Here is a 14,781-nt window from a genome sequence, read left to right as displayed (position 1 = left end):
TTTTACTTTAATGCTAGAAATCTTCCTTCTATACCGCAATTTTTAAGGGCAAAAGCATTTTCTTTACCATAAGCAATAAATACACTTGGAGCACCTGGTGTACCTGCTTGAATTCCTGAAATGTGATAAAATCTAATTCTCCCTTTAACAAATAAAACAGCGTCTGCATCATTCCAAATATGCTCAAAAAAACATTTTGTTTCAGTTCTTGCAAAAATTAGTGCTATGCCATTTCCATGAAATTTTAATTTTTCTAACCATAATTCCATTCCTCTTCCATAAGGTGGATTTAGGTAAACTCTACCAAACCATTTTTGACTTAAACCGTTATCTAAAACAGTAAAATTATTTTTAGCGTGTAAAAAAGGTGCATTAATTGGACTGCAAGGGTCTAGGTCAAATTCCCCTAATTTTTTCACTAATTCTGGCGGCGTAAGCCATTCTACTTTTGTGTTTTCACAACGCTCAAATGATGTATTCATATCTATATGATTTGATGCAAATATTAGATCATTTTTTTAGAAAAACAAGTTATAACAAGATCATTTTCAATTAATTAAATCACAAATCAAAACTAATTGATATGCAGAATAATAACAATATAGAATGGTTAAAATTAATTGGAGAAAAACTAAAAGACGATGGTACAATTTGGATAAGTGGAACCTATCATAATATTTTTTCTATTGGTCAATTGTTGCAAGAGTTAGATTTTAAAATTCTAAATGTAATCACTTGGGAAAAGAACAATCCACCCCCTAATTTTTCCTGTCGTTTTTTTACACATTCAGCCGAGTTAATCATCTGGGCACGTAAAAAAGAAAAAGTGCCTCATTATTACAATTATGAATTAATGAAGCAATTGAACGGTGATAAACAAATGAAAGATGTTTGGAAATTACCGGCTATTGCCCGTTGAGAAAAATCCTGTGGCAAACACCCAACTCAAAAACCACTTGCTGTTTTAACCCGCATCATATTAGCTTCCACAAAACCAAATGCTTGGATTCTGGATCCATTTACAGGGAGTTCCACAACTGGTATTGCTGCCAATTTATTAGGCAGAAGATATTTAGGTATTGATATGGAAACCGAATTTCTTGAAATTAGTAAAAACAGAAAACTAGAAATCGAAAACGAACAAATTGCATCCGAATACAAACAAAAAATAAATGGATTTGAGACCAAAAAACAATTGCAATTATATTTAAAAGAGGAGCCTCAGCCTAAAGAACGTCTGGCTTTGGGATATATCAGAAGTAAAGACTTAAATAAATTAAGACAGTTAAACACTTTTTATTTTCATTCAACAGACAAACAAAATAATTTCTTGGAATTTCCTTATGATTTACACAATGCAAAAAAATTAGTTATCTATTCAGGAGGCAGGACAAAACCATTTCATTTAACTTCTTATTTTGGTGAAATAGAATCCATCAAACACAAACACAAGTCAAAAATAAAAGGTAAAGAAAATTCAAAAACAGAATATTATTTTGAAGTGAAATTAAAAGACTATTTCTTAGAAGATATTTCAATAGAAAACAATAAGAATATTAAAAAGTGGATGGCAGCATATTGTGAGGAATATGAGCTAAAATCAGCCAACTATCTTCCTGTTTTAACTTTATCTGAAAATATATTCTAACTTTACTTAAAATAAAAATCAATAATCTAATGAATTTATACAAACTCAACCATAATCAAGTTTCGCAATTAAACGAAAAACCTTTCCAACTTGAAAGGGAAATACAAACGTTGTTTGAGCAAAACCTATTTCAAATTACTGGCTTGGAAATAGTGAAAAGCGAGTTTAGTATTAAAGGAAAACGTATTGATACCTTGGCTTATGATACACAATCAAACGCATTTATCATTATTGAATACAAAAGAGATAAAAATGCAAGTGTAGTTGACCAGGGTTTTACCTACCTAAGCTTAATGTTGGAAAACAAAGCTGATTTTGTATTGTGTTATAACGAAACACTAAACAAAACCTTACACAGCAACACAATAGACTGGTCACAAACACGAGTGATTTTTGTTTCTCCTAGCTTTACAGAAAACCAGCGTTTAGCAACTAACTTCAAAGACATAGCCATAGAACTTTGGGAAATAAAACGCTATGAAAATGATTTGATAAGTATCAATCCTATTAAGAAAACCAAATCAGCAGAGAGTATTAAACCTCTTACACAACAAAATACAGTTATAAAATCGGTAACCGATGAAATAAAGGTCTATACCGAAGAAGACCATTTAAATAAGGCTACTGAAGAAATCGTAGAATTATACGAAACCTTTAAAAACGCCATTCTCAACCTAACAGATGATGTAGAAATTGTTCCTAAAAAACTATACGTTGCCTTCAAAAAGAACAAAAATATCGCTGATATTGTTCTACTTAAGAAAGGACTTAAAATCTTCATCAACCTCAAAAAAGGAGAGCTAGACGACCCTAAAAACTTGATGAAAGATGTTTCAGAAACTGGTCATTGGGGAAATGGTGACTATGAAACAATTGTTACTAATACTGCGAATCTTGAATACATAATGAGCTTGATAAAGCAGGCAATTGTATAATTACAAAAATGTGCAAATTATGCATGTCAAGTAGCCTAATTTTTTGCGGTGAAAAATCATTATATCTACCTCCTTAAAACCTCCCTACTCTGTTTTCCAACAATTCCAAATATTTTTCTTTCATATCCTCTGATAGAAAAGAAATTTCAAGCACCATTTTAGAAACGCGGTGAATACCCCACTTAATCACCGCATGTTTTACGGAGAATAAAATAGCGAGAGTCATAAAATAAAGTTAACTGATTGTTTACCTTTTTAAATTTAAAAATAAAATCTATTTTCTATAAAATGGAGTCTAAAAAATAAAACTTTGTTTACATTTGGTAATTCTTGTTAATTTATAGAATTAGATTATCTAGTTTATTAAAGTTAATTTAAAAGTGAATAATAATTTGGATAATAACTTATAAGTGAATACTTTTGCACATATAAAACCGATAGCGCGTTACAAAAAAGTAGCGTATTATTCTGTATGTATCAATCACGATGATAAAAGTGTTTTCGAACATTTTATTATTTGTCATGAAAATACAGAAAGAGAGAAATTGAATCATGTGTTAGCATGGATTAAACAAATTGGTGATAAATATGGCGCACAATCACACTTTTTTAGACCCGAAGCAGAAACTGCCGATACAGCAGCATTACCACCAAAAGGTAAAGATCGTAAGCCTCAATATACCGAATGTGGCAAAGCTAAAGCCAATAATCTACGGCTGTATTGTCTAAGAGCCAATGAAAACGTAGTGTTCCTCTTTGGCGGAGCAACGAAAACAAAACAAAAAGCACAAGAATGTCCTAACGTTAAATCACACTTTAAACTGGCTAATCAACTTACTAAAGCTATTGATCAGGCATTTAGAGAAAAAGAAATCAGATGGATCGGTGATGCATCTTTGATTGAAGTTAATGATGATTTTAAATTAAACTTGTAATGATGGAATTTCCAAAAAAGAATATTATAAACGACTGGTTGGATGAAAATGGCAGTCCCGAAATTGAAAAATTAGTAGAAAAAAACACGGCAATTGCCCATAAAATCTACGAAATGCTTCAAAAACGAGGACTAAAAGCTGCTGATTTAGCACGCTTATTAAATAAAAAACCTTCTGAAATCAGTAAGTGGTTAACTGGTACACATACTTTTACAACCAAAACCATTACTAAAATTGAAACGGTACTGGGAGAAGATATTATTTATATAGAGCCTCAAAAAGAGTATGTATATTTTAAAGTAGCCGTAAATAAGGAGATAGAAGAAGATACTTTGTTTGAAAAATCAGAGGTGTTTACTAATGGTTTTGAAATCGATAAAAAAGCTTCCTAATTCATGTTATGGAAAATAACCCAAATCAAATAATCCCGGAAAAAATTCATTTAACGAACATTAAGTGGATTAAAGAGAACACAGTTGTGCTAGACGATAAGTTACCTCAAAATCCAATTTACAATTTTACAATTGCACATAACGTGATGCACAATCTGGAAAAGCAACTGGTAAAAATAAGATTGTTCGTTGATATGGATGGTAGAATCAATGAAAAATCAATTAATCAAGGAGGTGATTATGAAATTGATTTCTTTTTTCAAATTGAAGACTTAAAAAACCACTATCAGCTGATTGAAGATAAAGCGGTTTTCAACGGTGTCTTTGTAGGCACACTCTTAGGAATTTCATTTTCAACACTTCGAGGAATTCTTTTTGCTAAATGGAAAGATACGGTTTTAGAATCCGTTTTACTTCCTGTAATTTCAATACCTTCTTTGTTAAATAGTAAAAGATAAAATGTTTTATTAAATAATTTTTAGTTTAACAACTTTATGTTTTGTGAGGAGAATAATTTTTATGAAGTTGTTACAGATGTGAACCTTATCTATTTTTTAGGATAAGATTAATGATTGTTTTTAGTTGAAATATTGTTTTTGTGTTCGTTTATATAAAATACAACCCCAATACCAGTAAAAACAATACAATAAATAGTCCTAACATTAATCTTTTTAGATTTTTGGATGCGTTTTCAAAATCCTCTTTAGTCGCTAAATTTGCTGTCTCATGTTTCATTTGTTAATCTGTTACTACAAGTAATTCTTCCTTTTTGGTGGAGTAACTTCAATAATACAAGTAATGAGACTCTATTCTTTTTCTAACAATTTAACTGTTACAGCCCCTACTAAATTATTTCCTTTGATAACTAATTGAGAAAAATAATCATTTTTATCAATTTTTGAAAGACGTAATAATCCTTCTAACATAATACCTTCAGGTAATAAGCCTTCAAAAAAAGGAGGAAAAGATGTATAACAATATTTTTTATGGCTTACAGGCATGGTTAACGAAACTGCTTCCCCTCCATAATTTTCATCATATTCAAAATAGTATTCTTTTGAAGAAGCTTCAGTTAAAACACCTGCTCTTTTTCCGTGTACTAATATGATTGCTTTTCTCATGATTATTTAGTTATAGCTTACAAAATATAAGCGAAATTGTTTATACTTGTATTATGAATAAACTAATAGAAAAATACAAAGGTATCCATCCTGGAATACTATTGGAGCGTTTACTTAAGAAAAAAGCGATTTCACAGCGTCCTTTTGCAATTTCTATTGGTGAACATCCACAAACATTAAATGCAATAACTAAAGGCAGAAGAAAACTCAATATAGCACTGGCTTTGAAAATTGAAGAAAAATTAAATTTAGAGGAAGGCTCTCTTGCTCTTTTGCAAACCTATTTTGATATCAAAGAAGAAAAAAATAAAACAAAGCAAAATACTCCAAATCTAACTCTTTTAAGAAAATCTTTATTTTGGGATACAGACATTTCTAAAATTGACTGGAAAAAACAAAATATAGCCGTTATTAAACGGGTATTTGAACGTGGTAATGATATTGAAATGGAAGAAATTAAACGTTTCTATAACAGTGATCAAATAAAAAATGCACTTGATCAAAATACTCGTAAATACTATACTGTTTATAAAAATAAATAAGAATTTTGAAGAAGTTATTCTAAAATTTAAAAAGTTATAATTTCTTTTACTATCCATAATAATAGTTAATCTATTAAATACAGTACCACGTATGTACACCTATACCCTCTTAAACCCTTAGTCACAATAGGACACTTAAAGTCGCTTTTCTATGAGTAGTAACATGAAAATTACCCGCATCTGTGAATTCTGCAAAAATGAATTTACAGCTCAATAATGAGGTAAAATTGTAAAACCCCCTACCTTTTTATGCAAAACAACACCGTTATAAAAAGGCATCCGGGACTATTTTTACTTGTTTATAACTTTAACAATTTATGCACATTTTTAGAAAAGTAAATAGTTAAACTGTATCTTTCCACCTACTATAAAATCAACTTAAAATTTTATTATTCTATTTTTTGTTAAACCCCAAAAGGACAATTACAAAATGAAAATAACATTGCTTAAGAACTATTTAATCCTTTTATTTCTGTTATCTCTGACTAAAATAGTTTATAGTCAGGAAAACTGTTCTTTCGAAAATTATCTCGTTGAAGACGGACTCCCGCACAATATTATCAATCAAGTTATACAGGATAAAAAAGGCTTTATTTGGCTGGCAACCACAAATGGTTTAAGCAAATACAACGGCTATACTTTTCAAAATTTTAAAACAACTGCCAAGGACAAAGTATTAATGAAAAACAATCGTATCAATTGGATTGTGGAAGATTATTACGGACGAATTTGGATGAAAGCTTTTGCTAATGAAACAAAAGCTTATTGTTTTGATCCAAAAACAGAAACGTTTTGGGGAACCGAATTAATCCAAAACATCCCGGATAACAATTTCGAAATCAAAAAAATAACCCCTAATAAATCTGGCTTCGTATGGTTACTTTCAAAAAATAATGGTGCCATTTTGATAAGCGACAAAAACTATTCTAACAAAATTTACCATACTCAAAAGCATACTTTAAACACCAATATTATCAACGATGTTTTTGAAGACCGTCAAAAAAATTCCTGGCTCTTAACCGACAAAGGAATTGCGGCGATTGGATTCCGTAAAACAAACGAAAAACCTTTCTATTTAATTCCCAAAAACAACACTTCAAATGCTTTTTACTCGGCAGTAGAACTCGATGATGAAATTTGGTTTGGAGGAAGCAACGGAATTATCATCAAATATGATAAAGGAACCAAAAATTACCGCACACAAAAATTAGAACTCAATGCCAATGTTATCAAAATTGAAAAGTTAGATAAGCAACGAATTTTAGCCATTACCGACCAAAAAGGTTTTTGTACCATAAATATTTTTACAGGTCAAATAGAGAACTACAATTCGACAAATTTCCCACAATTAAACACAAAAAACCTCAGCTATGTTTATCTTACAAAAGGACAACTATTATGGTTTATAAACAAAGATAATCTGGGAATATCGTTGTTTAATTTTAAAACAAAACAATTAAAATATTTCTCTGCAAAAACCGATATTTTTTCGGCTACATTTGGCCCAACTCTTCCTATGGTTTTAACCGACTCTAAAGGTGATATTTGGGTTCAGCCACGAGGCGGTAATTTTTCTAAATACGATCCGGTAAAAAATGAATTAATACCATTTGCAGCATCTTCGCCTTATTTTCCTAATGGTAATTTCAATAATAATTTCCACATTGCTTTTTTTGACAAACAGGGGAATCTTTGGTACAATACCCAAACTAATGGTGTTGTAAAAGTAGTTTTTAGTCAGGCTAATTTCAAAGCATTACACACTCATAATCCGACAATTCCAACCATCCGAAATGATGTCAGAGCTTTATTTCAGGATAAAAACAAAAACATTTGGGTCGCTACTAAACAAAATCAGATTATTATTTATGACAAAAAACTAAATCGAATTGGTCACTTGTCACCAAACGGTCACCTACAAAATAATGTTACCTGGCAAAAAGCTGTTTATAATATTATGCAGGATTCTCAATCAAATATATGGATTGGTACCCGTGGAAATGGAATTTATAAACTTACTCCAAAAGACCAAAATTATAATTTCACTGTAAATCATTATACTCATAACAGTACTAATCCTTATAGTTTGAGCGACGACAATATCTACTCCATTTTTGAAGATAAAACCCAAAAAATTTGGGTAGGAACATGGGGAGGTCTGAATCAAATTTCTTCCGTAAACCAATCCGTACGTTTTATCAACACCAATAATCAATGGAAATCCGATTTATTAAAAAAACATATTAATATTCGTTGTATTACGCAGGATGCAAAAGGCTTAATGTATATTGGAAGCACCACGGGGCTTTTAGTTCTAAATCCTTCTAAAAATCTAAATTCGACAGAGAACATAACTATTTACGAAGTCACCAAAAGCGACAAAAAATCCTTAAATAGTAACGACGTTATTGATCTTTGTATTGCTAAAAACGGAAAAACTTTTATTGCAACTGCCGATGGCGGAATTAGTCGGGTTTTAACAAAAAATTCATTGGGTTATCCACTTACTTTTAAAAATTATACTTTAAAAGACGGGCTCCCTTCCAATAACATTCTTTCGATGATAGAAGATAATGATGGAAAATTATGGATTACAACAGATTATATTTTAATGCGTTTCAATCCGGCTGACGAACGCTTTGAAGTTTTTACCGATGTAAAACCGATTATGTCTTATAAAAATTTTACCGAAGCAACACGAGTAAAACTAGACAGCGGAGAATTGCTGTTTGGCTATTCTGAAGGCTTTCTTCATTTTTTTCCTGACCAAATAAAACCAAACAACTTCAAACCTTATCTGGCGTTAACCGCATTGCAACTATTCAACCAGCCAGTGGCTATCAACGAGACTTCTCCACTAAAATTTGCATTAGATAACAGCAAAAATATAACACTGAAACACAATCAAAATTTCTTTAACATTCAATTTGCTGCTCTGGATTACATCAATCCAAAAAACATCAAATATGCCTATAAACTCGAAGGTTTTGACGAAAACTGGAACTATGTACACAAACAGAGAACCGCTTTTTATACCAATGTTCCAAAAGGGACTTATACTTTTAAAGTAAAGTCAACCAATAGTCAGGGCTATTGGGTAAACAATCAAAGAAGTATTACTATTGAAGTCAAACCGGCTTTATGGAATACAACGGTGGCTTATATCCTTTATGTTTTATTGTTTGTTGGTATCATTTATCTCATCAATCGCACGGTACTTACTATTTACAGCTTAAAAACTGCTGCAAAAAATGAAAAAGAAATATTTGATTTAAAACAAAAATTCTTCGTCGATATTTCCCATGAATTACGTACTCCCCTGACCCTGATTTCTGGCCCAATTGAGTATTTAATAAACGACAACCGAACTCCGGAAATTATAAAAAAACAATTGTCTTTTGTGGCTCAAAGCACCAATAGATTACAAAGATTGGTAAATCAAATTTTGGATTTCAGAAAAATTCAATATCAAAAGTTGAAAATTTCAGAGATTAATCTCATCGAATTTGTTAGCGATATTTTTAATAATTTTTTCGAAATCGCTCAGGAAAGAAACATTAAGTATCAATTAGAAATTGAAGGCGAAGACATCAAATTATGGGCTGATCATAGCGCTTTGGAAAAAATCATCATGAACCTTTTGTCCAATGCTTTCAAATATACTCCGGATAACAAATCCATCACTGTTTATATTAAAAAAACGGAAAAAAATATAACACTGACCGTTGTTGACGAAGGAATTGGAATTTCCCAAGAACACCAACAAAGTATTTTTAATCGTTTTGCTTCTTTCAACAAAAATGAAAATAATCCAAGCACCGGAATCGGATTAGCATTAGTTAAAGAATTAGTCGAAAAACATCAGGGTGAACTCTATTTTGAAAGTCAAACCAACAAAGGAAGTACGTTTTCAATATTATTTAAAACCGGTAACAGCCATTTCACCGATGATGTAGAATTTATTAGTAAAGAAGCTATTCAGGATACAGAGGAACGAAATTTAATCAAAACCCAACCTGTCGCACTGTACAAAAATCAGGAAAATTCAAGCGAAAAAATTAAAGTTTTAATTGTTGAAGATGATTTAAAACTATTAATGTTCATCAAAAATATTCTTGAAGAAGATTATGAAATACTGGAAGCCGAAAACGGAGCTATTGGTTATCAAAAAACACTGGATCATTCGCCGGACTTCATTATTAGTGATATTATGATGCCGATAATGGACGGAGTTGAATTTCTGAAAAAAATCAGAACCAATATTGAAACCAGTCATATTCCGGTTATTCTTTTAACTGCCAAAACGACTATCGAAAGTAAATTAGAAGGACTTTCCTATGGTGCCGACGATTATATAACCAAACCTTTTAGCGTTGCTTACCTCAAAGCCCGAATTATTAATTTGCTGGAACAACGCAAAAGATTGCAAAGCATTTTTGATGCCTATGACAAACCTGAAAACGAAACCAAAAAATACGATCCGAAACCTTATTTAATTACCGATCAGGATGAACAAATTATGCAAAAAGTAATGCAGGTTATCGAAGAAAATATGGATAATAATGACTTTTCAGTTGAAGATTTGGGAACAATAATCGGGCTTAACCGAACTTCTTTTAACAACAAAATTAAAAGTCTCACCGGCTTTACTCCGGTAGAATTCATCCGGGATATTCGTATCAAAAGAGCCGCACAATTGCTTACAAACAGTCAATTACTTATCAAAGAAATTGCTTACATGACGGGATTTTCAGATATTAAATATTTCAGTAAAACTTTTAAAAATAAATACGGTCAAACTCCAAGTGAATATCGTAATTCTAAGAACGATTAACTAGCAAAACAGCTTAAATTAAAACATTAAATAATCTAAATAACTATTTTATTATCAATAATAAATAAAAAAAGTATTGACTAAATATCTAATGTCAATACTTTTTTTACACTTATAAATCAGGATAATTAGTTTTTAGTAAACCGAATCCAATCTATATTGCTATAACCCGCATTATTGATAATACCTTCTCTTAAAGCCACAAAACCTAGTTTTGCACCAATCCAGGTTCCTTCTGATGCTTTAAATTCCGAACCCGCTTTCATGAATTTTTTATTGTCATAACTATAATAAAATTGACACAAAGCCCCTTTTTCCACTTTAACTCTGAAATAAAGCGAACCGGAATTCAAATCGGCAATTTCGATTATTTTTTCCGCTTTTCCTTTATCAGCCTGATTGCCTGTTGCCTGAATCAATTTTAATTTTCCTGCAATTTGTTTTACAGCAAGATAACTATAGCTTCTTCCCATTACCAAAAATCCAAATTCTTCATTATCGAAATTTGCCGTAAAATCAAATTTGGTTGTAGCCGTAAACTCCTCAGCCGGAAATTTTTGAGCCAAAATATTTGACACCTGCCATAAACTCACATAATTTTCCGGTTTTGGAATACAATTAAGTCTAAAAAAGCCCATTCCCGCCGATGGATAACCCCAAACCAAATTTTTATTAGCGTGCCATTGCCATTGCAAACCCTGACTTGGCAAATTAAATTCATCCGAATCCGGTGGTGTTGCCAACGGATAAGTTGCTCCAACATTTGGCTTTTTATAAGTCGATACAGGCTCTCCTATTCCATTTTTATCATAATCTACTCCCATAACCGGCCAGTTATCTTTCCAGCTCATCGGATTCAAATGAACCACACGACCGTAAGCTCCCTGATCCTGAAAATGAATAAACCAGTCTTCTCCCGTTACCGTATCTACCCAAGCTCCCTGATGTGGGCCATTTATATTTGTTTTTCCTTGTTCTAAAACAATTTTCTCTTCATAAGGACCATAGATATTCTTAGAACGTAAAATCAACTGCCATCCTGTTGCTACTCCGCCCGCAGGTGCGAAAACATAATAATAACCGTTTCTCTTATAAAATTTTGGTCCTTCTACCGTAGTATGATTTGTGTGACCATCAAACAAAATAATATCATCATCATTGGCCTGAGTACCCTCAATATTCATAGAACACATCATTAAAACACTCTTCGTTCCGGCGCGACTGCCAGCCAGGGCATAACCTAAATAGGCTTTCCCGTCTTCATCCCAAAATGGAGCCGGATCGATAATTCCTTTTCCGGGTTTCACTAAAATAGGTTCACTCCATTTCTCCTTAGGATTTTTGGTTTTGGTCATATAAATTCCATAATCCGGATCCGGATAAAAAATGTAAAACTCCCCGTTTTGATAACGAATACAAGGTGCCCAAACGCCATTTCCATGTTGTACTTTATCAAAAATATCAAACGGAGGCTGTTTAGGTAAGGCATAATTGACCAATTCCCAATTGACCAAATCATTAGAATGCAAGATTGGTAATCCGGGAATACAATTGAAAGACGAAGCAGTCATATAGTAATCTTTCCCTACTCTGCATACATCCGGATCGGAATAATCGGCATAAAGAACCGGGTTATTATATTTTCCATTTCCTAAATCGGAAACCCAAACTTCTGAAACATTTTTTTTATCATTTTGAGCATAAATACTTCCCATTAAGGATAACATTACTAACGATGTAAATTTTAACTTTCTCACTAAAAAATTATTTATTTGAATTAATAATAAAGGGCGAAACGACTTCAGCAAATGTAACTAAAGTTGTTTCCCCACAACAACCATTTTATATTTTGCTTGTAAAAAGCCCTATTTTAAAACTTTAATCCACTTCAAAACTATACGTTTTTCCAGCTTCGGTTTCAAAATCATACAACTTAGTTTCAGGAGATTGATAACCTTTTAAAGCTGCTTTTTCTGAAATCAAAGGTGTTTTAATTTGTTCAACTTTGTAAAAAACATTTGAGTTTTCTCCTTTGGCTTCCTCTAATTTTATATCGCCCACTAAAATAACATCAGACGCCAGACGCAATCTGCAATTCCCTCCTAAAGCCGATTTTACAATCAGTTTTTTTAGCTTTCCATTTTCCCATTCGATCGCTACTTCAAAACCGCCTCTGGCTTTTAAACCTGTTGCTTTTCCGTTTTTAAAATCGTCCGGCAACGCAGGAAGCAGATAAATAGCCCCATCGTAACTTTGCAATAACATTTCGGTAATTCCGGCTGTACAACCAAAATTTCCATCTATTTGAAACGGCGGATGCGCATCTAAAAGATTTGGATAAGTTCCTCCCTGCTGTCCTTTACTTTCAGTAGGAGCCGGACTTAATTGATCCTTGATTAATTTGAAAGCTCTGTTTCCGTCTAATAATCGTGCCCACCAATTTACCTTCCAGCCCATAGACCATCCAGTGGAAACATCGCCTCTGGAAATCAAGGTATTTTTGGCTGCTTCAACTAATTGTGGTGTCTTAAATGGTGAAATTTGTCCTGAAGGAAACAAACCATACAAATGTGAAATATGACGATGATGATCGTTGGGTTTGTCCCAATCATGCAACCATTCCTGTAATTGTGACATTTTTCCAATTTGCATTGGAGGCAATCTTTTAATAGCTACAGCAACCGAATCGGCAAAAGGTTTATCAGTTTCTAAAATTTTAGATGCATTAACGATATTATTGAAAATATCAAAAACCAATTGATTATCCATTGTAGTCCCTGCAGAAACGCCTACACTTTTCTCATAGGTATTTTCGGGAGACATTGATGGTGCCATCACTAACCATTTGTGTTCAGGCTCTTCCTGAAGTACATCCAGATAAAATTGCGCCGCGCCTTTTAGAACCGGATAATATTCCTTTAAAAATGCTTTATCTCCTGTATATAGATAATGTTGCCACAAATGCTGGGTAAGCCAGGCACCACCCATTGGCCAAAGACCATAAAAACCACCGTCAACCACTCCGGTCATGCGCCATAAATCGGTATTATGATGCAAATTCCAACCTCGGGCATGATACATTTCTGAGGCACTTTCTTTACCCGTTACAGCTAAATCCTTCAGCATACTGAATAAAGGCTGGTGCATTTCGCTCAGATTGGTTATTTCGGCAGGCCAATAATTCATTTCGGTATTAATGTTTACCGTGTATTTACTATCCCATGGAGGCGATAATTTATGATTCCAAATCCCCTGAAGATTCGCCGGCTGATTACCCGGCTGTGAACTTGAAATCAATAAATACCTTCCAAACTGAAAATAAAGCGCTACTAGTTGCGGATCATAAGAAGTAGCAAATTCCTTGATTCTCACATCGGTTGTTTTATTGGATTGAGGTGAATCGCCTAAATACAAAGATACTCTGTTGAAATATTTTTGATAGGCAATAACATGATCTTGAAAAGATTTGGCATAAGTTTTCTTAGAAGCTTTAACTAAAGTTGCAGCGTTTTTTTCAGAAGGATTTGCCGATAAATCTTTGTAATTTTTAAAATTAGTAGCGATAGCAATACGAATGATAACCTCATCGGCATCCTTAACGGTTAACTTATCAGCAGTAGCAGTTAGTTTTCCTCCTTGTAAAGTACAAGCCGCTTCTCCAATGAATTTCACTTTACCTATTTTATTGTCAACACTTGCCGTTGTTCCTTCAAAAAATAGTTTGTTATCTTTTGCTTTAAAATTATGAATTGCCTGCGGAGTTGTTGCCGACAACGAAAAGCTAATGCTTTTTTTCTTATCCGCTGTTAATTTTACCAAAATAACATCGTCTGCAAAAGAAGCGAAAACTTCCCTTTTATAAGTAATCCCGTTTGCTTTATAACTTACTGACGAAACCGCTTTTTCTATATCTAAATCTCGTTTATAATCTGTAAAACTTTCATGACCCGGAAATTCAATCCATAAACTTCCTACGGTTTGATACGGCATTCCATAATTAAGATCAGCAGGTGCCTGTCTCGGGAAAGTTGTATTGGCTAAATCCTGAGCTTCTTTATTCTTACCTGCAAAAAGTAATTTTCGGATTTCCTCAATATTTGAATAAACATTTTTAGGCACATTATTCCCCGGTTCTCCGGCCCAAACGGTTTCCTCATTTAATTGCAATTCTTCCTTTTGTGGATTTCCAAAAACCATAGCGCCTAAACGACCATTTCCTATTGGCAAAGCTTCGTTCCAATTCGTTGATGGCTTATCATACTGAAGTTTTAATTTCTGCTGGGCATTTCCCTGAAAAACACTTATAGACAGTACTAAACAGCCCGTAATAATCTTAATTCGATTCATTTTTTATTCTTTATGTTTGATGAAAGT

The 14,781-nt window shown here is 32.7% G+C and carries 11 protein-coding genes and 1 pseudogene; 7 read left to right on the top strand and 5 right to left on the bottom strand.

Annotation, left to right across the window (positions count from 1 at the left end; all coding sequences use genetic code 11):
- Window positions 1-2 precede the first annotated feature (2 nt).
- Complete coding sequence (locus tag H599_RS0112420) at window positions 3-482, bottom strand: DNA N-6-adenine-methyltransferase (RefSeq protein WP_026714431.1); 480 nt, start codon at window positions 480-482, stop codon at window positions 3-5.
- Window positions 483-565: 83 nt separating this feature from the next.
- Here H599_RS0112420 and H599_RS21225 point away from each other — a divergent pair.
- A pseudogene (locus tag H599_RS21225) lies at window positions 566-1,171 on the top strand (DNA-methyltransferase); the annotation flags it as partial.
- Window positions 1,172-1,677: 506 nt separating this feature from the next.
- Complete coding sequence (locus H599_RS0112410) at window positions 1,678-2,583, top strand: DUF5655 domain-containing protein (protein WP_026714430.1); 906 nt, start codon at window positions 1,678-1,680, stop codon at window positions 2,581-2,583.
- Between the two features lie 73 nt (window positions 2,584-2,656).
- Here the strand turns inward: H599_RS0112410 and H599_RS20790 are convergent, their stop codons facing one another.
- Window positions 2,657-2,809 (bottom strand): hypothetical protein, encoded by a 153-nt coding sequence (locus H599_RS20790; RefSeq protein ID WP_155960781.1) that lies wholly within the window; start codon window positions 2,807-2,809, stop codon window positions 2,657-2,659.
- A 184-nt stretch (window positions 2,810-2,993) separates the two neighbouring features.
- On the opposite strand from H599_RS20790, the gene H599_RS0112400 reads away from it, so the two are divergent.
- The 3 genes from H599_RS0112400 to H599_RS0112390 are packed head-to-tail and all read left to right on the top strand — an operon-like array spanning window position 2,994 to window position 4,368.
- Window positions 2,994-3,518 carry a hypothetical protein gene (locus tag H599_RS0112400; RefSeq protein WP_026714429.1) on the top strand — a complete coding sequence of 175 codons (525 nt, stop codon included), beginning with the start codon at window positions 2,994-2,996 and terminating at the stop codon, window positions 3,516-3,518.
- Window positions 3,518-3,910, top strand: coding sequence for a helix-turn-helix domain-containing protein (locus H599_RS20360; protein WP_051590736.1), 393 nt, complete (start codon window positions 3,518-3,520; stop codon window positions 3,908-3,910). Before H599_RS0112400 ends, H599_RS20360 begins: the two co-directional genes overlap by 1 nt.
- A gap of 8 nt (window positions 3,911-3,918) precedes the next feature.
- On the top strand, window positions 3,919-4,368 hold the full coding sequence (locus tag H599_RS0112390; RefSeq protein ID WP_026714428.1) for a hypothetical protein: 450 nt from the start codon (window positions 3,919-3,921) through the stop codon (window positions 4,366-4,368).
- Window positions 4,369-4,716: 348 nt separating this feature from the next.
- On the opposite strand, the gene H599_RS0112385 is transcribed toward H599_RS0112390, so the two are convergent.
- On the bottom strand, window positions 4,717-5,031 hold the full coding sequence (locus H599_RS0112385) for a HipA N-terminal domain-containing protein (protein WP_026714427.1): 315 nt from the start codon (window positions 5,029-5,031) through the stop codon (window positions 4,717-4,719).
- A 53-nt stretch (window positions 5,032-5,084) separates the two neighbouring features.
- On the opposite strand from H599_RS0112385, the gene H599_RS0112380 reads away from it, so the two are divergent.
- Together H599_RS0112380 and H599_RS0112375 are read left to right on the top strand one after the other, a co-directional pair.
- The gene (locus H599_RS0112380; protein WP_026714426.1) at window positions 5,085-5,573 is read left to right on the top strand and encodes a helix-turn-helix transcriptional regulator; all 489 of its coding nucleotides are present in this window, start codon (window positions 5,085-5,087) and stop codon (window positions 5,571-5,573) included.
- A gap of 430 nt (window positions 5,574-6,003) precedes the next feature.
- Window positions 6,004-10,407 carry a hybrid sensor histidine kinase/response regulator transcription factor gene (locus H599_RS0112375; RefSeq protein ID WP_035141564.1) on the top strand — a complete coding sequence of 1,468 codons (4,404 nt, stop codon included), beginning with the start codon at window positions 6,004-6,006 and terminating at the stop codon, window positions 10,405-10,407.
- A gap of 128 nt (window positions 10,408-10,535) precedes the next feature.
- Here H599_RS0112375 and H599_RS0112370 read toward each other — a convergent pair whose 3' ends face one another.
- Window positions 10,536-12,164, bottom strand: coding sequence for a glycoside hydrolase family 43 protein (locus H599_RS0112370; protein ID WP_026714424.1), 1,629 nt, complete (start codon window positions 12,162-12,164; stop codon window positions 10,536-10,538).
- Window positions 12,165-12,285: 121 nt separating this feature from the next.
- The gene (locus H599_RS0112365; protein WP_026714423.1) at window positions 12,286-14,754 is read right to left on the bottom strand and encodes a glycoside hydrolase family 95 protein; all 2,469 of its coding nucleotides are present in this window, start codon (window positions 14,752-14,754) and stop codon (window positions 12,286-12,288) included.
- Between the last annotated feature and the right edge of the window lie 27 nt (window positions 14,755-14,781).

The sequence above is a fragment of the Flavobacterium daejeonense DSM 17708 genome (assembly GCF_000425425.1).
Taxonomy (GTDB): Bacteria; Bacteroidota; Bacteroidia; order Flavobacteriales; family Flavobacteriaceae; genus Flavobacterium; species Flavobacterium daejeonense.
Note: the sequence above shows the minus strand (reverse complement) of the source record. Positions and strands in the feature narration are given on the sequence as shown.